The organism is Pseudarthrobacter sp. NamE5, assembly GCF_005796225.1.
Lineage (GTDB): Bacteria > Actinomycetota > Actinomycetes > Actinomycetales > Micrococcaceae > Arthrobacter.
This window is the reverse complement of record NZ_VAHO01000002.1, coordinates 115963-133203: the sequence shown is the minus strand read 5'-3', so window position 1 is coordinate 133203 and position 17241 is coordinate 115963. Positions and strand designations below refer to the sequence as shown.

Annotated in this window: 21 protein-coding genes and 1 riboswitch; of the genes, 8 read left to right on the top strand and 13 right to left on the bottom strand. The window is 65.5% G+C overall.

The window, feature by feature from the left end:
- Positions 1-18 precede the first annotated feature (18 nt).
- Entirely contained in the window at positions 19-441 is a 423-nt protein-coding gene (locus FDW84_RS03855; RefSeq protein WP_138606745.1) for a VOC family protein, read from the top strand.
- A 43-nt stretch (positions 442-484) separates the two neighbouring features.
- Here FDW84_RS03855 and FDW84_RS03850 read toward each other — a convergent pair whose 3' ends face one another.
- Entirely contained in the window at positions 485-1228 is a 744-nt protein-coding gene (locus FDW84_RS03850) for an SOS response-associated peptidase (RefSeq protein ID WP_240721370.1), read from the bottom strand.
- 148 nt (positions 1229-1376) lie between these two features.
- Here FDW84_RS03850 and FDW84_RS03845 point away from each other — a divergent pair, with 148 nt between their 5' ends.
- A complete protein-coding gene (locus FDW84_RS03845) occupies positions 1377-1634 on the top strand; it encodes a mycoredoxin (protein WP_013601136.1) in 258 nt (85 codons plus the stop codon).
- Between the two features lie 147 nt (positions 1635-1781).
- On the opposite strand, the gene FDW84_RS03840 is transcribed toward FDW84_RS03845, so the two are convergent.
- Both FDW84_RS03840 and FDW84_RS03835 read right to left on the bottom strand, forming a co-directional pair.
- A complete protein-coding gene (locus FDW84_RS03840; protein WP_138606740.1) occupies positions 1782-2531 on the bottom strand; it encodes a lipoate--protein ligase family protein in 750 nt (249 codons plus the stop codon).
- Between the two features lie 158 nt (positions 2532-2689).
- The gene (locus FDW84_RS03835) at positions 2690-3493 is read right to left on the bottom strand and encodes a thioesterase family protein (RefSeq protein WP_138606738.1); all 804 of its coding nucleotides are present in this window, start codon (positions 3491-3493) and stop codon (positions 2690-2692) included.
- Between the two features lie 187 nt (positions 3494-3680).
- Here FDW84_RS03835 and FDW84_RS03830 point away from each other — a divergent pair, with 187 nt between their 5' ends.
- Entirely contained in the window at positions 3681-4358 is a 678-nt protein-coding gene (locus tag FDW84_RS03830; RefSeq protein ID WP_138606736.1) for an endonuclease/exonuclease/phosphatase family protein, read from the top strand.
- On the opposite strand, the gene FDW84_RS03825 is transcribed toward FDW84_RS03830, so the two are convergent.
- Positions 4355-4864 carry an NUDIX domain-containing protein gene (locus FDW84_RS03825; protein ID WP_138606734.1) on the bottom strand — a complete coding sequence of 170 codons (510 nt, stop codon included), beginning with the start codon at positions 4862-4864 and terminating at the stop codon, positions 4355-4357. The genes FDW84_RS03830 and FDW84_RS03825 overlap by 4 nt on opposite strands.
- A gap of 55 nt (positions 4865-4919) precedes the next feature.
- On the bottom strand, positions 4920-5117 hold the full coding sequence (locus FDW84_RS03820) for a DUF1918 domain-containing protein (protein ID WP_138606732.1): 198 nt from the start codon (positions 5115-5117) through the stop codon (positions 4920-4922).
- Positions 5118-5271: 154 nt separating this feature from the next.
- On the opposite strand from FDW84_RS03820, the gene FDW84_RS03815 reads away from it, so the two are divergent.
- Entirely contained in the window at positions 5272-5778 is a 507-nt protein-coding gene (locus FDW84_RS03815) for a metallophosphoesterase family protein (protein ID WP_138606730.1), read from the top strand.
- A gap of 113 nt (positions 5779-5891) precedes the next feature.
- A complete protein-coding gene (locus FDW84_RS03810; RefSeq protein ID WP_138606728.1) occupies positions 5892-6785 on the top strand; it encodes a glucose 1-dehydrogenase in 894 nt (297 codons plus the stop codon).
- 3 nt (positions 6786-6788) lie between these two features.
- On the opposite strand, the gene FDW84_RS03805 is transcribed toward FDW84_RS03810, so the two are convergent.
- The 3 genes from FDW84_RS03805 to FDW84_RS03795 are packed head-to-tail and all read right to left on the bottom strand — an operon-like array spanning position 6789 to position 8177.
- Positions 6789-7247, bottom strand: coding sequence for a DUF1810 domain-containing protein (locus FDW84_RS03805; RefSeq protein ID WP_138606726.1), 459 nt, complete (start codon positions 7245-7247; stop codon positions 6789-6791).
- A complete protein-coding gene (locus tag FDW84_RS03800) occupies positions 7231-7821 on the bottom strand; it encodes a DNA alkylation repair protein (protein ID WP_138606724.1) in 591 nt (196 codons plus the stop codon). The genes FDW84_RS03805 and FDW84_RS03800 overlap by 17 nt, the downstream gene beginning before the upstream one ends.
- Positions 7821-8177: a TraR/DksA family transcriptional regulator gene (locus FDW84_RS03795; protein WP_138606722.1), complete on the bottom strand. Its 357-nt coding sequence runs from the start codon at positions 8175-8177 to the stop codon at positions 7821-7823. Before FDW84_RS03795 ends, FDW84_RS03800 begins: the two co-directional genes overlap by 1 nt.
- A gap of 37 nt (positions 8178-8214) precedes the next feature.
- On the opposite strand from FDW84_RS03795, the gene FDW84_RS03790 reads away from it, so the two are divergent.
- On the top strand, positions 8215-9150 hold the full coding sequence (locus FDW84_RS03790; protein ID WP_240721369.1) for a hypothetical protein: 936 nt from the start codon (positions 8215-8217) through the stop codon (positions 9148-9150).
- A gap of 148 nt (positions 9151-9298) precedes the next feature.
- Positions 9299-9500: riboswitch (cyclic di-AMP (ydaO/yuaA leader) on the top strand.
- A gap of 3 nt (positions 9501-9503) precedes the next feature.
- Complete coding sequence (locus tag FDW84_RS03785; RefSeq protein ID WP_138606720.1) at positions 9504-10370, top strand: LysM peptidoglycan-binding domain-containing protein; 867 nt, start codon at positions 9504-9506, stop codon at positions 10368-10370.
- A gap of 112 nt (positions 10371-10482) precedes the next feature.
- Here FDW84_RS03785 and FDW84_RS03780 read toward each other — a convergent pair whose 3' ends face one another.
- The 5 genes from FDW84_RS03780 to FDW84_RS03755 all read right to left on the bottom strand — a co-directional run bounded on the left by FDW84_RS03780 (position 10483) and on the right by FDW84_RS03755 (position 15373).
- Positions 10483-11958 carry a protein adenylyltransferase SelO gene (locus tag FDW84_RS03780; RefSeq protein WP_138606718.1) on the bottom strand — a complete coding sequence of 492 codons (1476 nt, stop codon included), beginning with the start codon at positions 11956-11958 and terminating at the stop codon, positions 10483-10485.
- Positions 11955-13400 (bottom strand): APC family permease, encoded by a 1446-nt coding sequence (locus tag FDW84_RS03775; RefSeq protein ID WP_138606716.1) that lies wholly within the window; start codon positions 13398-13400, stop codon positions 11955-11957. The genes FDW84_RS03780 and FDW84_RS03775 overlap by 4 nt, the downstream gene beginning before the upstream one ends.
- A complete protein-coding gene (locus tag FDW84_RS03770; RefSeq protein WP_138606714.1) occupies positions 13397-14365 on the bottom strand; it encodes a ribonuclease Z in 969 nt (322 codons plus the stop codon). Before FDW84_RS03770 ends, FDW84_RS03775 begins: the two co-directional genes overlap by 4 nt.
- Positions 14366-14428: 63 nt before the next feature.
- Positions 14429-14611 carry a hypothetical protein gene (locus FDW84_RS03765; RefSeq protein WP_138606712.1) on the bottom strand — a complete coding sequence of 61 codons (183 nt, stop codon included), beginning with the start codon at positions 14609-14611 and terminating at the stop codon, positions 14429-14431.
- A gap of 330 nt (positions 14612-14941) precedes the next feature.
- The gene (locus FDW84_RS03755; protein ID WP_138606710.1) at positions 14942-15373 is read right to left on the bottom strand and encodes a hypothetical protein; all 432 of its coding nucleotides are present in this window, start codon (positions 15371-15373) and stop codon (positions 14942-14944) included.
- 256 nt (positions 15374-15629) lie between these two features.
- On the opposite strand from FDW84_RS03755, the gene FDW84_RS03750 reads away from it, so the two are divergent.
- On the top strand, positions 15630-17240 hold the full coding sequence (locus tag FDW84_RS03750; RefSeq protein WP_138606708.1) for a DUF4389 domain-containing protein: 1611 nt from the start codon (positions 15630-15632) through the stop codon (positions 17238-17240).
- Position 17241: the final 1 nt, after the last annotated feature.

Here is a 17241-nt window from a genome sequence, read left to right as displayed (position 1 = left end):
GTCTGACAGTATCGAACCATGCAGCCCAGAGTCGACTTCATCTCGTTAGGTGTCCGCAGCGTTGCCGCATCCCGCGCGTTCTATGTTGAAGGCCTTGGCTGGCCTGTCCACCGCGAGCTTCCCGGCGACGTGGTGTTCATCCAGGTAAACCACGGACTGGTGCTCTCCCTGTGGGACGTGCGCCAGATGCAGGCAGACGCCGGGGTCAGCCCTCCGGGAGCCGTTCCCTGCATTACGCTCAGCCACAACCTTCCCAGCAGGGAGGACGTGGACCGTGTCATGGAAGAAGCTGCCGCCGCGGGGGCAGGGATCGTCTCCGAACCCATCACCCAGCCCTGGGGTGGTTACAGCGGCTACTTCGCGGACCCGGACGGCTTCCGCTGGGAAGTGGCCTACAACCCCACCTGGGCAGTGGACGACGACGGCGCAGTCACCGTTTAGCGCGCTCGCCACCCCTTTCGCCGGGCTGCTGGAGCCCGGGTTGCTAGAAGAGCGCTTCCACAGGCTGGATCAGCTGCGGTCCATTGTTCCGCACGTTTCCCACTTCCTTGCCCACCGAGTCCACGTGCCAGTCGGCCGCAACGTCTTTGACCCCGGCCCGCACAAGGTCCACCAGGCTGGCTGCGTCGTCGGCCTGGGGGTCGAGCCACGCCTGCATCGTTGCCTTGTCCATGGGCAGCGGTACCCGGTCATGGAGGGCAGTCAGTTTTCCAAAGACTGTTGATTCGCTGCCGGGAGGCGGGGTGTCCGTGGTGAGGATGGACGTGGAGAGCACCCAGCCGCCGGGCTCCCCGGCGGGCCACGACGGGTCTTTCCACCACTCGTAGAGTCCGGCGAAAACCAGGCCCTTGCCCTCACCCGGATGCACGTAGTATGGCTGCTTCGACTTTCCCGGGCCCTGCTTCCATTCGTAGTAGCCGTCGGCTGGTACGGCGCAGCGGCGTGACTGGATGGCTTTTCGGAAGGCCGGCTTTTCAAGCACCGATTCACTGCGGGCGTTGATCATCCGGGAGCCGATCCCCGGGTCCTTGGCCCATGACGGGACCAGGCCCCACCGGGCCACGTGGAGCTGGCGGACCTGCTTGGGCGCCTGGCCGTCCTCCACCAGGCGCTCCAGGACGATCGGGACATCATCCGTTGGCGCTACATTCCACGATGGCGGAATGCGCACCTCCTCCTCAAGCTCGGCGTCGAACTCGGCCAGGAGGTCCCCAACGGCACGTGCCATCACATAGCGTCCACACATGGCTCCAGCATGCCATCGGCCGGGAGTGATGTCATGTGAAGCGCCTGCTGCCGGCGGTGCCCGGGAATAGGCGGACCCGCGTTACCGTTGACGGGAACGAAAACCGTTATCGACACAGAGGAGAGCTTTCGTGGATTTCACTCCCGAATCCGGCAGCATCACCATGTTTTCGACCACCTGGTGCGGCTACTGCAACCGCCTGAAGAAGCAGCTTGATGCCCAGGGCATTGGCTACACCGAGATCAACATCGAGGAAGTGGAAGGCACCGCCGAACTCGTGGAGCAGCTGAACGGCGGCAACCGTACCGTTCCCACCGTCCTCTTCCCGGACGGGACCGCTGCCACCAACCCTTCCGCTGCCGAGGTCAAGACCAGGCTCGCAGCGTAGTCCTCGCCGCAGGGCTCCTGCCCCTGACTAACCGGGCCCCTTCCGTGGGGCCCGGCGTCAGCGGCTTGAACACTTGGAACGGGACCAGCATCGATTGATGCTGGTCCCGTTCTGTTTGCTCCATGCGCGGGGGCCCTCGAGGCTGGGTCAGGCCGCCAGGCTGCTGAAGGGGGCGGCCTGGAGGATGGCGTGGCCGGCATAGGTGGCCAGGAGTGCTTCCTCCACCGCAGCAACGTCCACCCCGGGCACAAGATCGTCCACGGCCCCTGCGGTGGCAGGGTCCCAGTCCAGTCCCAGGGCAGCATAGCTGTCCGTCAATACTTTGCGGATGGGCGCGGAGTTTTCCACCACGATGACAGAGCTGAAGAGCCAGCCGCCTGCCACCACCCGCTGGGCGGTGCCCACCAGCTTGATCCGGCGCTTACTGTCGACCGGGTCCGTGCCGTGCACGCTGAACTCGCCAGGGCAGTATTCACCGGGGATCTCGCCCACTGCCGCCTGTATCCGGACGCGGCGCAGCGCCTGCGCGAACAAGTCCGCGAAGTAGCCGAACCGTGTTTTGGAACCGGCGATGGCATCCGCGTCCGGCTCAATGTGGTCCACCACCAGGGTTCCCTGATGGTAGGCGGCGGCACGCCCGCCGGCCCTGCGCACCAGGGGTTCGAAGCCGTTGGCGCGGCAGGCCTGCGCCGCGGCCTCGAATCCCGGCAGCCGGGTGTCCCGCTGGCCGAAGGCGACAGTGGGTGCGGGCCTGTAAAGCCGCAGCAGGGGACCAGTCTCCCCGTTCCTGGCCCTGGACAGCAGCTCCAGGCCGAATTCGAGGTCGCGCCCGGCCCCCAGCGACCTGTCCTGCCGCACGACTGTCAGCGTGCGGACTCCGGGACCGCCGTCGTTCATGTTGCCAAGCTCCCTATGGTCATCGTGCAGATCCTCGTTGTCGCCGCATCGCTGTCGCAGCAGCTCCCGGCACAGCGGCCCACCCTTTCGGCGGCCTGCGTGAGCGGCCGCGGACAGACCAAGCCTAGGGTACCCCCGGCAGAACGACTGCCGGACCATCAGGTCCTGCGCAGCGTCAGGATCTGCTCGGCACGGCCGAACGGCCCCTGGAGATCGTGCAGGACGGTGGACGTCAGGCCGATCCCGTCCCGCCCGAAGGTGACGGCGTTGTCCAGGCCCAACCACTCCCCCTCCGGGCGGCGGTACATGTGGATCTGCAGGTCAAGGTTGGGAAAGGCGTAGCTGTCCCTGCCGGGAGGCACCCTGGCAGCGATGCCGTTGGCGGTATCCACCAGTCCCGTCAGCCGGGCAAGGTCGCCGCTGTCGGCCTTGTCCGTCAGGGGGTGCCCGGTCCGAAGCCAGACTTTTCCGGCTCCCGGCCGGTGCCCTTCGGCCACCCGCATTTCCAGTGAGCGGATAAAACCGCCTGGCCAAACGGCGGCACCATCATATGGCTTGCAGTCCTCCGGCCCCGGGATGGGGCTGTCTTCAATGGCAGCCACCGGAGCCGTGTCGCTGGTAACCATCCGCCAGGCGGTGGCCCGGATAGCGGTCCGGCCGCCGGCAACCAGTTCCGCCTGGAGTAGTTCGATGGTCTTGCCGGGCCTGAGGATGGTGGCTTCAATCCGGAACTCCCCGCCCGGAATGAGGCCCAGGATCTCGTAACTGATCCGCGCCATGCGCATATCGGAACGGGGCTGGTGCCGTTCCAGGCTGTCAGCCATCAGGCCGGAGGCCGGTGCCATGTGCTGCTCGTGGGCATTCCAGGCACCCTGCGCGTGGATCGTGGACCGGAAGCGTCCCCCGCTGAGGTCCAGGTAGTAGAAGCTTCCTTCCGCCAGTTCAGGCAGGTCTGCGGTCAACGGGCGGTCCTTCCGGAGTTCCAGTGAATCGGCCTTAACTGTATCCCCCCGGCGCCCCTCGCCCGTCCCGGCCTGCGGAGGGCAACACGGGGACTCAAGGGACGCGGCGAAATGTTGGAGCCTGCGGGGATTCATCCGACTAGACTCAGGAACTGGTCCTGTCAGCAACCCTCGGAAGAGGTGTTCCATGCGCGTCATCAGCTACAACCTCCGCAAACACGCAGCGAGCGGTGAACTCCTCGCCCTGGCGAAGAATCATGACATTGATGCGCTCTGCCTGCAGGAGGTGGATGCCGCCGACCTCCCCGAAAGCCTGGGCCCGCTGCATCTGGCAGATGTAACGAAGGGCAACCGGCTGGGGTTGGCCATCTATTACCGCACCAGCCGTTTCACGGCACTGGATACCCAGTCCTTCGCGCTGAAGAAGTCGATGCATGACCGGGTCCTTGCCCCCGCCCATGAGCGGCTGATCGGGACCCGGGTCATGGACAACGAGACGCAGCATGAGCTGGTGATCGGCTCGTTCCACGCGGCCCCGCTCACGGCCTCCAATTCACTGCGGCGCAAGCAGATCCATGCTGCCCACGCCGAGCTACTGAGCATGGGCAGGGGGCTGATGACTTTGATGGTCGGCGACTTCAACTACCCGTTCTTCACGAAGAACCTGCATATGCACATGAAGAACTCCGGCTATGCGCTGTCCCTCAGCAACCGCCGCACCTACACGCGGTACAAGGTGTTCAAGGGCCACTTCGACTTTGCAACCTCACTGGGCCTGGACATCGAAAGCGTGGAAACCCTGCCGCGCGGAAACTCAGATCACCTGCCCATCCTGGTGACCGCCGAATACGGCCCCGACTACTAGGATTCCAGCTCCAGCCGGCCTCGGAGCTCCGGCCAGGAGGCGGCAAAGCCGGGGTGCAGTTCAAGGCCGGCCACTTCGGGCATCGGCACCCACCGCAGCTCCAGGCTTTCCGGATCGCTGATCACGGGGTCGAACGGCTCCCGCACGAGGACCACCACCGTGGTGTAGGACCAGTAACCCACGTCCAGCAGCGCCGTGAAGAGGACATCGACATTGTCCGCAGGGACGGCGGCTTCCTCATGGGCTTCCCGGAGCGCGCCTGTGACCGGCTCCTCGCCCTCATGCAAAGCGCCGCCGGGCAGGCCCCAGGTTCCCCCGTTGTGGCTCCAGACGGCACGGTGCTGCAGCAAGACGCCCTTACCGGGATCGTAGGCCAGCACCCCGGCCGCGCCGAAGCGCCCCCAGAAGCGGCCCCGGTTCCCCTCAACCCAGGCGTCCCCGGGATCGCGGGGACCGGTGCGGACAGGTGGAGCGGAAGACGCCGTGAACGACGGGTTGTAATCCATCGCTCCAGTCTGACAGGTGCAGCGGGTACGGCGCACCCGCTGCCCGCCCCGGTTTTCAGGCCCGGTTCTGCTGCCCGCGCTCGACGGCGAAATCACCGCCGGGATACATAATGGTCTCGTGGCCGTCGTCGAAGCGGACCAGGTATGGCGGCGTGCCGCCCTGGCCCCGCACCTCGAGGATCACTCCATGCCTGTCCGTGGCCCCCACAGTCCTGCCATGCACGATGATGCGGTCGCCCTGCGCTGCCTCCATGGCAATCACCTCCTAGCCCAGATTACGACTGGCCGCCTGCACTGAAAAAGGGGCAACGAAAAAAGGGGGAAGGGAATAGGGGGCAGCGCCGGGGCCAGGGGAAACGGCCACTGAAATGGCCTCGGAGCAGGCCGGACATGGCAGGATTTCCTGCATGCCGCTGAACCTCGTACTGGTCGCCGATACACATGTCCCCAAGCGCGCCCGCAGCCTGCCCTCCCAGGTGTGGGCCGCCGTCGAGAGTGCCGACGTGGTCTTTCACGCCGGTGACTGGGTGGCGGAGTCTGTCCTGAATGAGTTCGAGCAGCGGAGCCGCTCGCTGGTGGGCGTCTACGGCAACAATGACGGGCCTGAGCTTCGCAGGCGGCTTCCGGAAACGGCCACTGTCACGCTGGAAGGCGTCCGTTTTGCGATTGTGCATGAAACGGGCCAGGCCAAGGGGCGCGAGGCGCGGTGTGAGGCGCTGTACCCGGAGGCGGACGTCCTGGTGTTTGGCCACAGCCATATTCCGTGGGACACGGAATCGCCGCGGGGCCTGCGGCTGCTGAACCCGGGATCCCCCACTGACCGCCGCCGCCAGCCGGCCTGTACCTACATGACGGCGGTGGTGGATGCGGGCAGGTTGGCAGAGGTTCGGCTGGTGGAGGTCAGCCGGGACTGAACCAGGGTTGGCAGCGGCCTTCTGATTGCCTAGGCTGGGAACGGTAAGCATGCTTAGCTTTTCGTGTTTACCCCATAAGCGACCTGTTCCAACCGAACACCAGGAGGACAGCCATGACAGACCAGTACACCTTCCGAAATCCAGTCACCGCCTATGAGCAGATTTCGCCGCCGGAGCAGCACCAGCCCGAGCCCGGCCTGGACGCCGAACTAACCCCCAAGGCAGACCTGGGCGAGGAGACCTACCGCGGTACGGGCCGGCTGGACGGGCGGAAGGCGATTGTGACGGGCGCGGACTCCGGGATCGGCGCAGCAACGGCCATCGCGTTCGCCCGGGAAGGCGCCGACGTCGTGCTGTCCTACCTGCCGGAAGAGGAGGAGGATGCGGCCCGCATCGCGGGCATTATCGAGGCCGCCGGCCGCAAAGCCGTGAAGGTCCCGGGCGACCTTAAGGACGCCTCAGTGTGCCGGGACGTGGTGGACACCGCCGTTGCCGTGCTGGGCGGGATCGACATCCTGGTCAACAACGCCGGAAAACAGGTGGCACAGGAAGACCTCACCAACATCACGGACGAGCAGTTCGACCACACGCTGAAGACTAATGTGTATGCGATGTTTTGGCTCACCAAGGCGGCACTGCCCCACATGCCTGCCGGCTCCACCATCATCAACACCACGTCCATCCAGGCCTACAACCCGTCCCCCACTCTGCTGGACTATGCCACCACCAAAGCCAGCATCAACAACTTCACCAAGGGCCTGGCCCAGCAGCTGGCACCCAAGGGCATCCGCGTCAACGCGGTGGCCCCGGGACCCATCTGGACTCCGCTCCAGGTCAGCAGCGGCCAGCCCAAGGAGGAACTACCGGAGTTCGGGCAGTCCACTCCCCTGGGCCGGGCGGGCCAGCCTGCGGAGCTTGCTCCCGCGTACGTCTTCCTCGCTTCGCCGGAATCCAGCTATGTGGTGGGCGAGACGCTGAACGTCAACGGCGGCAGCCCCACGCCGTAAAAGTCAGTCCCCATCCTGCTGCGCGAGCAGGGCGTCCGTGGCCTCGTCGGGCTGGCCGTCAAAGAACTGGGCCAGGACGGCCTTGAACACGGTTTCGCCCGGCGCCGCGCGAAGAAACAGCGTCATGGACGAATGCAGTTTGCGGGCGTCGACGCCGCCCAGGATTTCCTGGGCGGCACGGCCGGCGTGGTTGGTCAGCGCCTGGCAGCATTCAAGCAGCCGCGGGCCCAGGACCTCATGGTCCAGGTACGCCCGCGCTTCATCAAGTGAAGTGATGGCGTATTTCCGGGAGGTAGGGCTTTGGCCGAGGCCGGCCAGCTGCGGAAAGATGAACCACATCCAGTGCCCTGTCTTGTTACCGAGCTGCAGCTCGGCCAGCGCCTGCGCGTAGGTGCCGCCCTTCCCGGTGCCGCCGCTGTCTTGGGCGATCACGAAGCGTTCCAGGTCATAGGGATCGTTCATGTTTTTCTCCTTCGTGCGGGGCTTCAACGCTTTTGTACGGGACTTCAGTGCGCGAATGCTGCTCAAGGAAGGCTGCTGCCGCGCGCAGCTGCCCGTCCGGATCCTGGCTCCACCTGGCAAGAACCACGTCTGCCTTAAGGCGGTCGCGGCCCGTCAGCCCCGAGACAAGGGGCGCCACAACATCACCCAGCAGGGGTGTTGCCAGTTCAATGCTTCCGGCCGAGCGCAAGAACCCCTCAAGCCGCGTCAGGTCGGAGTGGCCCAGGAGTTTCACCCTTGATTGCAGCAGCACGACGGCGGCGAGCCGCCGCTCAAAGACCGGCTTGGCGCCCGGTTTCGGCCGGCCCCACAATGCTGATGCGAGCAGGACGACGCCGTCACGGTCCAACTCCTTGAACTTCCGAAGTGCATCCCGGACCGTGCCGCGGACGGCGCCCACTGAGGAACCATAGGAGGCGAGGCTACCGCCCAGGCGGGACTCGACGTCCTCCGCGCGGTACCAGGCCCCCTCATTCTGCAGCGTGCGGTCAACAAACCCGGCGGCGCCGGCAATGAATTCCGGGGAGCTGCTCATCAGCCCCGGCCCAAGGCCGCATGCAGGATGCAGAACGCCGTCCAGGGCCTGGCCTCAAGCCTGCCTTCCGCGATGTCTTCCCCGCAGACGGCGCAGGTGCCGTACGTACCGTCCGCGATCCGCGCCAGGGCTGCCTCCACGTGGTCCAGGCCGGCAGTGCTTTGCTTGAGCAGGGCCGACGCCTGGGAAAGCTCAAACGCGATGGTGGAGCCCTCGGGATCGTGCTCGTCGTCCACATTCGAGTCCTGGCGTGCAAAATTGGCCGAAGCGATGTCAGCGCGCAGTGCCGGGAGCAGTGCCACCTTCCGCTCCCGTTCCTCCTCAAGGAGTATCCGGAACCTCTCGAAATCAGGCATGGTAAAAGCCTACTAGGGCAGCGCCTAGACTGTTTTTATGCGCCTTCAAGGAGCACCAGGAAGCTGCCTGGGGCCCCCGCGGTCCAGGGGCCGGCGGCAGCGCGCCGCCCTACTGGCACTCGCAGGAGCAGCCGGCCTGGGCTCCTGTTCCATCCCGGAGCCGCCGCGCGCAACGGAACAGCCGCCGGTGACGGTGGAAGTCAACCAGTCCCGCGACCAGTACGGCAAGCAGGCCATCCAGCTGCAGTTCACGAACGTGTCCGGCAGCGACCTCACGGTGGAGGCAGCACAGCTGTTGTCACCGATGTTCGCCGATGAAATTCGCTGGGACCCGGCCGGCACGGCACTGGTGCTGCCTCCCGGCCAGCCCAAGAGCGTTCCCGTCCAGCTTCCGGCCGCTGAATGTACCGGGGATGCAGTTCCACCGGATCCCCCTGGCCGGCAGGCCACCGCTTCGGCTCTGGTGACCCGCCCCGGGCAGCCCACACGACAGGAAATAGCGGTCGTCGCAGCCGACCCGTTCAGAGTCCTTGTGAGGAACAACACCGAACTATGTTTTGCCGCGGCGGTGGCCGCCGTGGCCGACCTCGCACTCGGCACCGCTCTTGAGAGCGGCAGCGAAGGCCGTACCGCCGTCGTCCGCCTGACTGTGTCTCCGAAGAGCCCGGCCGGCCCGGCGCAGTCCTTGACCATTGGCCACGTCAACGGAACCACCCTGCTGGCCGAGCCGCCGGAGCACCCCTGGACCCGCAACATCACCGTTTCCCAGGGAGACCCGCCATCAGAGTGGCGGCTGCACATAAGGCCTGCACGGTGCGATCCACACGCTGTTGCCGAGGACAAGGTCGGTACCCTCCTGCCCCTTCAGGTCATTGTGAACGGGCGGGAAGGCCAGCTGAAGATTGCCGCCGGAGACGTGTTGCGTGGGCAACTTTATGACTTTGTTACGAAAGCCTGCAGCGCGGAACAGTAAATCCTTATCACGCAAGGTCAGCACGCGGGGTGCCCGTGAATCCAATCGTTTGCTAAAACCGAGAGAAGCACCTCGCATGTTATCCAAATGTGACTTTTGGGTGCGAAGCAGGTTATGGTCTTCTGGTGTCCCTCTCAGACGGGACATTCCCGTCAGTATGCCGAGCCCTGCCACTGAACCGGGAACCAATCGCTTTCCAGCTGGCAGGGACGGGGGAACCAAGTTTCCACGGCCGTAACAGGCCTTGGGGTTAAGTCGATAGCGCCTCTGTCCCGCACAGAGCCGCTGCCGGCCGGGTATCTCCAACCCGAACCCGACAGCTCACCCCGCAGGCATGGGAGAGGCGATCAACTGTGTCAAAAAATTTCACCACCGCCCGTCACCGCGCGACTCCGGCCCGCTCAATCGTGCTCCAGGGCTTGGCTGTCTCGGCCAAGTCGCAGGCCCGGACGCTGAGCCGCCCGGCCCTCGCCGTTGCAGCTGCATCCGGCATTGCGTTTGGCGTCGGAGCTCCGGCGCACGCAGGCGTAACCGGCCCGGACACCACCGAAACCACTAACGTCCAGGCCACTGCGGCTCCCGCTGCCGCCGTTGCTGCCCCCGCTGCACCTGCTGCAAACGTTCACACCGTGGTCTCCGGTGACACCCTCGGAGCCATCTCGGCCTCCTACGGCGTCAGCCTGAACGATGTCCTGTCCGCCAACGGCCTCTCGATCTCCACGGTCATCTACCCGGGCGATCAGATCAGCATTCCGGGCGCCGGCTACGTTGCTGAGGCCCCGGCTGCCGCTCCGGCTCCCGTCCAGACTGCTGCCGCCACCGCACCGGCAAACACCGGCATGGGCCTTTCCTACGCCTCCACCACGGCGGCGCCGGCTCCTGCCCCTGCTCCGGCTCCTGCCGCAACCGGCACGGGCACCGGCGCAGCCATCCTGGCTTCCGCCTACGGCCAGCTCGGCGCTACCCAGGACTGCACCGCCATGGTGGAGCAGGCACTGCGCAGCGTCGGCAAGTCCGTTGGCGACCTGGCCCCCGGCCAGTTCTACCAGTACGGCTCGACTGTCGGCACCCCTGCCCCGGGTGACCTCGTCATCACCGCCGGCCACGTCGGCGTGTACGCCGGCGACGGCCAGGTTGTCAGCGGCGGCGTGGACGGCTACAAGACCGAGGTCCACTCCATCAGCTGGCTCGGCGGGGCCTCCTTCGTCCGGGTAGCGTAGTCACCCCGGATTAGGTGTAGCCGGCCCGTTGAGGGCCAGCCGCTTCACGGAAAGGGGCGGCAGGCGGGAGTTCTCCCGCCTGCCGCCCCTTTCCGTGTCCCGCCACCTTCGTTCAGGTGCCGCAGAAAGTCCGGTAGTTACCAAAGTCCTCCGGCGGCGCCTCGGTATAGCGCTCCAGCCCTTCGCGCTCCTCGTACGGGGACCGCACAACATCCAGGAACCGGTTGAACGGGTCCAGGTCACCCTCAGTGGCCGCTGCCAGCGCTTCCTCCACCAGGTGGTTGCGGGGGATGTACACGGGGTTCACCCTGTCCATCAGCACCGGATCGGGCTTCAGGGCTGCCCAGCGTCCGGCCCAGGCATCGAAGGCTGCAAGGTCCAGTACCATTCCACGGGCAGGACGTGAATTTCCGCGTGCGGTGTGCGCCAGGTTCCGGAAGAACTGTGTGTAATCAACAGGGCCGTCCTTCAGGAGTGCGATGACGCCGTCCACCAGATCGGAGGCCTCGTCCGCTTCGGCGCCTTCTGCCGGGCCTGCGGCCAGGCCGAGCTTCGCCTTCATGCCGCCGAACCACGCATCGCTGTACTGGCCGCGGAATTTACCCAGGGCCTCCACAGCCGGGGCAACTGCCTGTTCCTGGTCCTCGTTGAAGAGCGGCAGCATGGCCTCGGCAAGCCGGGCAAGGTTCCACTCCGCGAGCACCGGCTGGTTGGCGTAGGCGTAACGTCCTCCGACGTCGATGGAGCTGTACACCGCGGCAGGGTTGAAGGCGTCCATGAAGGCGCACGGGCCGTAGTCGATGGTTTCCCCGGAGATGGTCATATTGTCCGTATTCATGACCCCGTGCACAAAACCCACCAGCATCCACTGGGCCACGAGCTTTGCCTGTGCAGCCACCACTGCCTCGAAAAGTGCGAGGTAGGGGTGCTCGGCCTTCGCGCTGGCCGGGTAATGCCTGCTGATGGCGTGGTCCGCCAGCCGGCGCAGGAGTTCCATGTTCTCGGTGGCACGGGCGTACTGGAAGCTGCCCACCCGGAGGTGGCTGCTTGCCACGCGCGCCAAAACTGCGCCCGGCAGCATAGTGTCGCGTCGCACGGGACGGCCCGTGGCAACGACGGCGAGGGCACGCGTAGTGGGAATGTTCAGCGCGTGCATCGCCTCGCTGATGAGGTACTCCCGCAGCATTGGCCCTACGACGGCGCGGCCGTCGCCTGCGCGGGCGAAAGGCGTCCGTCCGGAACCCTTGAGGTGAACGTCCCGCAGGCGCCCTCCGGCGTCGACGATCTCACCGAGGAGGAGCGCGCGCCCGTCGCCCAGCAGGGGCGAGTAGCCGCCAAACTGGTGGCCGGCGTAAGCCTGGGCCACAGGCGTGGCCCCGGCCGGCACGTGGTTGCCCAGGAGGAGCCGAACCCCTTCCGGGGTTCGGAGGTAGTCCGGCGCCAGTCCCAACTCGTCCGCCAGTGCGTCGTTGAGAACCAGCAGTTGGGGCTCCGGGGCTTCCTCCGCCTGCCAGGGAACGGCCAGTTCGCCCAACTCACGGGCAAAACGGCCTTCGAAAGTAACAGTTGATTCTGCTGCAGCAGTCATGGATTAACCCTATCGCCGTGGTTGTTTGTCCGCCGGTTGACCAGCCAGGTGATGAGCCACAGGATCACACCGATTGCCATTAGTCCGCCGGCGATTTGATACTGGATAACGTTTCGGCCCACCCACGGCCCCGCCAGGAACGCGCAGAGCAGCGCCGCCACAAGCGGAAGGGGTCCCGGGGAGGTGAAGAAAACCTTCCGGTGCGGGTCCCGCTTGCGGCGCAGGACCACGCAGGCCACATTGACCACTGTGAAGACACACAGCAGCAGGAAGGCCGTGGTGCCGGAAAGGTTTGCAACGATGTTGCTCTCGGGATCGCTGGTGACATACAGGATGAGGCCGAGTGCCAGGAGAGTGGAGAAGGCGATTCCGGCCCATGGGGTGCGGCGCACCCGCAAAACCTTCCCCAGCGGGCGGGGCAGGACGTGCTGGCGGGCCATTCCGTAAATCAGCCTGCTTGCCATCAGCATGTTAATGAGTGCCGTATTGGCAACCGCGAACACCGCCAGGAACGGAAAGACTCTGTCAATGGGGAAGTCAGGTGATCCCTTATGGACGACTTCGAGCAGCGCAGCACCTTCGGCTTCCCTGATGCCCTCGAGTTCGGTGGGCGACAGGACGCTTACCACTGAAACCGCCACGAGCATGTACAGCAGCACCGCGATGCCCAGGCCGGTCAGCATGGTGCGGGGAAAGATTTTTTCCGGATTTCGGGTCTCTTCCACCATGTTCACCGAATCCTCGAAGCCCACCATGGCGAAAAAGGCGATGGAGGTGGCGGCCGTGACGGCCAGGAACAGTCCCTTGTCCTGGTAGTCATTGAACACGAAGATCTCACCGGGGTTGCCGGTTCCCTGGGCCATGACGAAGAACCCGACGCCGATGACGATGCAGAGCGCGGCCATCTCAACCACCGTCAGTACGACATTGAACTTGACACTTTCTCCCACGCCCCGCAGGTTGATGACGGCCAGGAGGAGCATGAAAGCAAGGGCGACGGCGGTAATGACCCCCTGCCCCGGCATCCCCATCCAGCCGTTGACTTCCAGGCCCCCAAAGAGGTTTTGGGCCAGCACGTTGGCGGACGTCGAGGCGCTGGTGATGCCGGAGCAGACGACGGCGAAGGCGACCAGGAAGGTGACGAAGTGGATGCCGAACGCCTTGTGGGTATAAAGAGCCGCACCTGCAGCCTGGGGATATTGCGTTACCAGTTCCAGGTAGGAGAAGGCCGTCAGCGTGGCCACCACGAACGCCAGCAGGAACGGCAGCCAGACCAGGCCGCCCACAGTGCCGGCCATGGTTCCGGTTACGGCGTACACTCCGGCGCCCAGGATGTCCCCCACAATGAAGAGCAGCAGGAGCTTGGGCCCGAGCACCCGCTTCAGGGTGGGCTCCGTGCCGTGGGGGCTGACGTCGGAGACTTCTTCGGACGTGGTGCTCATCTGGAACCTCCGCGGCTTGAAGAGTTTTGTGGCGTCAAGGTGTCAACCGGGTCTGCTGCGGCGGCACGTTCCTGGGGCCAGCGCCGCCGCTGGGGAAAGTCGATCCGCTGCAGGTCACGGGCGGCCAGGACCGTAGTGCCGGGCGCCTTTTCGCTCGCCTGCAGGAAGAGTGGTGCGGGGTCCTCGCCGTAGCGTGACGAGAAGTGTGTCAGCACCAGGGTGCGGGCGTCCGCGCCCGCCGCCAGTTGCCCTGCCTGGCCGGCGGTGAGGTGGCGGTACTGACCCGCCAGCCCGCCGTCGTCGTTGCTGAAGGTGGACTCCGCAACGAGGAGGTCGACGCCGTCAGCGAGTTCATCGGCACCTGGACAGGGTGCCGTGTCCATCACGAAGGCAAAGCGCTGGCCGGGGCGCGGGATACTGACATCATCAAGGCGGACGCCTGCAAAGGCGCCGTCGCGCTGCAGCCGGCCAATGTCCGGACCGGCTATCCCAGTCTCCGCGAGGCGTTCCGGCAGCAAGGTACGGCCGTCCGGTTCCTCCAGGCGATAACCGTATGTCTCTATCCGGTGTTTCAGCGGGCGGACCTGAAGCCCGTCGGCCACGCTGCCGCTGCCGCCGTGCGGGTGGAGCCTGAGGTCTGTGCCGGGCGAGCTGACGGATACGAGGGCACGCACCACCTCCTCCCCCGATGCCGGATAGTGAAGGTGAACCGGGTGGGCCACTCCGTCGAGGGCCATGCGCGATAACACGCCGGGCAATCCGAAGCAGTGGTCGCCGTGCACATGGGTGAGGCAGATGCGGGTGATCTGGGAGGCCGACACCCCCGCGTGGATCATCTGCCGCTGTGTCCCCTCGCCCGGATCAAAGAGGATGCCCTCACCGTCCCAGCGCAGCAGGTAGCCGTTATGGTTCCGGGTGCGTGTGGGCACTTGGGAGGCAGTGCCCAGGATGACCAGTTCCCGCATAGTTCCACCAAAAAGCAGGTTCCGGACGAATCCGGGACCTGCTTTCGTGGATGCTGTGGCGGCTCAGCGCCGCCGGAGCATTCCCATGATTCTGTTGGCTACCCCGCCGGACCTGGCTCCCGCCGCACCGGTGGTGCCGGGCGTGCGGCCGGTGGCGTTCATTCCTGGCCTGCGGACAGTTCCGCCGGTCCCGGTCCTGCCGGAAAATCGTCCAGCGGCATTCCTGATCATGCTTCCCAAGTTCATGCGAAACTCCTTAAGTAGTGATCCTGCCAACCGATATTCATCAGCCTGCTTATTATTTTAGCCTAGTTTGCTGGAACGTCGAGGGTAACGTCCGAATCAGTGCAGGAGCCAGGACCCGTCCTGAGGCGGTTCGGGTTTCCGCCGCAGCCTGCGGATGAAGAGGAGGAGAGGCCAGGCCGCCAGCTGCAGCAGGCCTGCAGCAATCAGCAGGGCGACCACAAGGACCAGGACCGGTGAATACAGAGGAACACTCCGACTGCGGCTGCGATGTAGCCGCCGATCCGCGCCGGGAGGCCGGAACGAAGCATCCATATCCTCCCGGCGGGCCCCTCATCGCTCCAGGTCGTCGGGGTCGAACTCGCTCAATGGGGAGCCACCAAAGTTTTCCGTGTCGTCACTTCCCTCAGCCTCGGAACCTGTGGGGTTCTCACCGAAGTCCACATCGGCAACAGCTTCACCGAGAGTAGGGGTAAGGGGCGCGTCCTGCGGGCCGCCGGCTTCCTGCCGCGCCTGCGGCGTCGCGTCCCGGAAGGCCTGATCACTGAGAAAGTCCTCCTCTTCTCCGGATACTGCCTCGTCCTGCAGCAGCGGATCCTCCTGCCAGCGGTCCGGGTTGTTCTCCGCAGCGCCCGGGTAGCTGTCCGGTTCGCCCTTGACAGGGTCAAGCTCAAGAGAGGAAGCCGCACCGGGAGTCTCGTCCAGGAGCACGTCGTCATCCTGGACAACTTCAAGGTCGTCATCGGGAAGGTTCTGTTCCGTCATGGTGATGCCTTTCTCTCGAACAGCTGGAGCAAACAATAGTAAGCATACTGACGAACTGGTCGCGGCGCTAACTTCCCTGCAGCTACGCGGCACAGAGCAGAAATTCGAGCACCCGCCCGCGCGACGTGACTTTAGGCCCTACGACTGCCCGGGGCTGGCCGCCATTCTTATACATCAAGCTGCAGGTCCGTTCACCAGGCCTCGCTCCTGCCTCGCTGCACAACTGTCCCTGTTCCTACGTCCCGGGTTGGGCCTCATGAAAAAGACAGCCTCAGTGGTAATGCTCATCCTTGGGATCCTGATCACGATCGTTGGAGCCGGGATCCTGGCGGGCGGCGCCGTGGCGTCAGCAGCAGGTTCTGCCCAGGGGGACGGATACCTCACGTCGGGTACCGGCCGCTTCTCGGTCGGATCCCACGCCCTCACCTCCCCCCGGCTGGAATCCGTGGGTGAAGGCATTCCACCCCGCCTGCCTTTCGACGTCGGCACGCTCCGCCTGCGCGCCTCTTCCGTTGATCCCGGCAAGGAAATCTTCATCGGGATCGCCCCGCAGGCCGACGTCGAACAGTACCTCTCAGGCGCGCACCACTCGGAACTGCTCGAAGTGGAGAGCCGCCCCTTCCGTGCGGAATACCGCGACATTCCCGGCACCAACACTCCCGCCCCTCCCGCACGGCAGACATTCTGGACCGCATCCGCCTTCGGACCGGGTGAGCAGGAGCTCACCTGGGACTTCGCCGCCGGCACCTGGGCGATTGTCATCATGAACGCCGACGCCAGTGCCGGAGTTGATACCAGGGTGCAGGCAGGGTTCCGCTCCGACTTGATCAGGCCGGCCGCCACCGGCCTGCTGGTGGGCGGAGCCATAGCGCTCGCCATCGGGCTCCCCCTGCTGATCCTGGGGGCAGTGGGACTCGGACGGCATGCGGGCCCGTCCTCGGGCGGACCTGTTGGGCCGGCCGGCCCGGGCCGCCCTGCGCCCGGCTACCCGGTGTACTCCCCTTACCAGGGTTACCAGACGGGAACAGGAACGGCGGGAACAGGAGTCCCGGGGACGGCAGTTCCGGGAACACCCGGGGCAGACGCCCCTGGAATACCGGGAGCACCAGGAATGCCGCCACAGGCCCAGCCCAGCACTGGTGAACCGGCAGACCGGTCGCCCTACCCGGCCCGCCTCCTCGGCGAGCTGGACCCGGCCCTTTCACGGGCGATGTGGCTGGTGAAGTGGTTCCTGGCCATTCCGCATTTCATCCTGCTGGTCTTCCTGTGGTTTGCGTTCCTGGTAACCACGATCGTTGCAGGGTTCGCCATCCTGTTCACCGGCCGGTACCCGCGGGCCCTGTTCGATTTCAATGTCGGGGTCATGCGCTGGAACTGGAGGGTGGCGTTCTACGCATATGCGGCGGCAGGGACCGACCTCTACCCGCCCTTTACCCTGCGCCGCACCAACTATCCCGCTGACTTCGAGGTGGACTACCCGGAGCGGCTCTCCCGCGGGCTGGTGCTCGTCAAGTGGTGGCTTCTGGCCATCCCGCACCTGCTCATCGTTGCCGCCCTCGCCGGCACCACCTGGGCCTGGGAGGCAGAAACCGACGATTTGGGAACCACCACGTACGAACAGGGAACAGGCCTGTCTTTGCTGGGGCTGCTGGTCCTGATCGCGGTGGTGGCCCTGCTCTTCACCGGCCGATACCTGCGCCCACTGTTCGACCTGATACTGGGCATCAACCGCTGGATCTACCGCGTGATGGCCTACACGGCCCTGATGCGGGATGAGTATCCTCCCTTCCGGCTCGACCAGGGACCGGGTGAAGCCCCGGCGCAACTTTCGGCCCTGCCCATGCCGGATTCCACCGGAAGGAGCTGAC

What these genes read in the sequence shown, in the direction of transcription:
- FDW84_RS03855 (WP_138606745.1), top strand. Translation starts at nt 19, where the DNA reads ATGCAGCCCAGAGTCGACTTCATCTCGTTAGGTGTCCGCAGCGTTGCC.
- FDW84_RS03850 (WP_240721370.1), bottom strand. Translation starts at nt 1,228, where the DNA reads ATGGCACGTGCCGTTGGGGACCTCCTGGCCGAGTTCGACGCCGAGCTT.
- FDW84_RS03840 (WP_138606740.1), bottom strand. Translation starts at nt 2,531, where the DNA reads ATGAACGACGGCGGTCCCGGAGTCCGCACGCTGACAGTCGTGCGGCAG.
- FDW84_RS03830 (WP_138606736.1), top strand. Translation starts at nt 3,681, where the DNA reads ATGCGCGTCATCAGCTACAACCTCCGCAAACACGCAGCGAGCGGTGAA.
- FDW84_RS03825 (WP_138606734.1), bottom strand. Translation starts at nt 4,864, where the DNA reads ATGGATTACAACCCGTCGTTCACGGCGTCTTCCGCTCCACCTGTCCGC.
- FDW84_RS03820 (WP_138606732.1), bottom strand. Translation starts at nt 5,117, where the DNA reads ATGGAGGCAGCGCAGGGCGACCGCATCATCGTGCATGGCAGGACTGTG.
- FDW84_RS03815 (WP_138606730.1), top strand. Translation starts at nt 5,272, where the DNA reads ATGCCGCTGAACCTCGTACTGGTCGCCGATACACATGTCCCCAAGCGC.
- FDW84_RS03810 (WP_138606728.1), top strand. Translation starts at nt 5,892, where the DNA reads ATGACAGACCAGTACACCTTCCGAAATCCAGTCACCGCCTATGAGCAG.
- FDW84_RS03805 (WP_138606726.1), bottom strand. Translation starts at nt 7,247, where the DNA reads ATGAACGATCCCTATGACCTGGAACGCTTCGTGATCGCCCAAGACAGC.
- FDW84_RS03800 (WP_138606724.1), bottom strand. Translation starts at nt 7,821, where the DNA reads ATGAGCAGCTCCCCGGAATTCATTGCCGGCGCCGCCGGGTTTGTTGAC.
- FDW84_RS03795 (WP_138606722.1), bottom strand. Translation starts at nt 8,177, where the DNA reads ATGCCTGATTTCGAGAGGTTCCGGATACTCCTTGAGGAGGAACGGGAG.
- FDW84_RS03790 (WP_240721369.1), top strand. Translation starts at nt 8,215, where the DNA reads ATGCGCCTTCAAGGAGCACCAGGAAGCTGCCTGGGGCCCCCGCGGTCC.
- FDW84_RS03780 (WP_138606718.1), bottom strand. Translation starts at nt 11,958, where the DNA reads ATGACTGCTGCAGCAGAATCAACTGTTACTTTCGAAGGCCGTTTTGCC.
- FDW84_RS03775 (WP_138606716.1), bottom strand. Translation starts at nt 13,400, where the DNA reads ATGAGCACCACGTCCGAAGAAGTCTCCGACGTCAGCCCCCACGGCACG.
- FDW84_RS03770 (WP_138606714.1), bottom strand. Translation starts at nt 14,365, where the DNA reads ATGCGGGAACTGGTCATCCTGGGCACTGCCTCCCAAGTGCCCACACGC.
- FDW84_RS03765 (WP_138606712.1), bottom strand. Translation starts at nt 14,611, where the DNA reads ATGAACTTGGGAAGCATGATCAGGAATGCCGCTGGACGATTTTCCGGC.
- FDW84_RS03755 (WP_138606710.1), bottom strand. Translation starts at nt 15,373, where the DNA reads ATGACGGAACAGAACCTTCCCGATGACGACCTTGAAGTTGTCCAGGAT.
- FDW84_RS03750 (WP_138606708.1), top strand. Translation starts at nt 15,630, where the DNA reads ATGAAAAAGACAGCCTCAGTGGTAATGCTCATCCTTGGGATCCTGATC.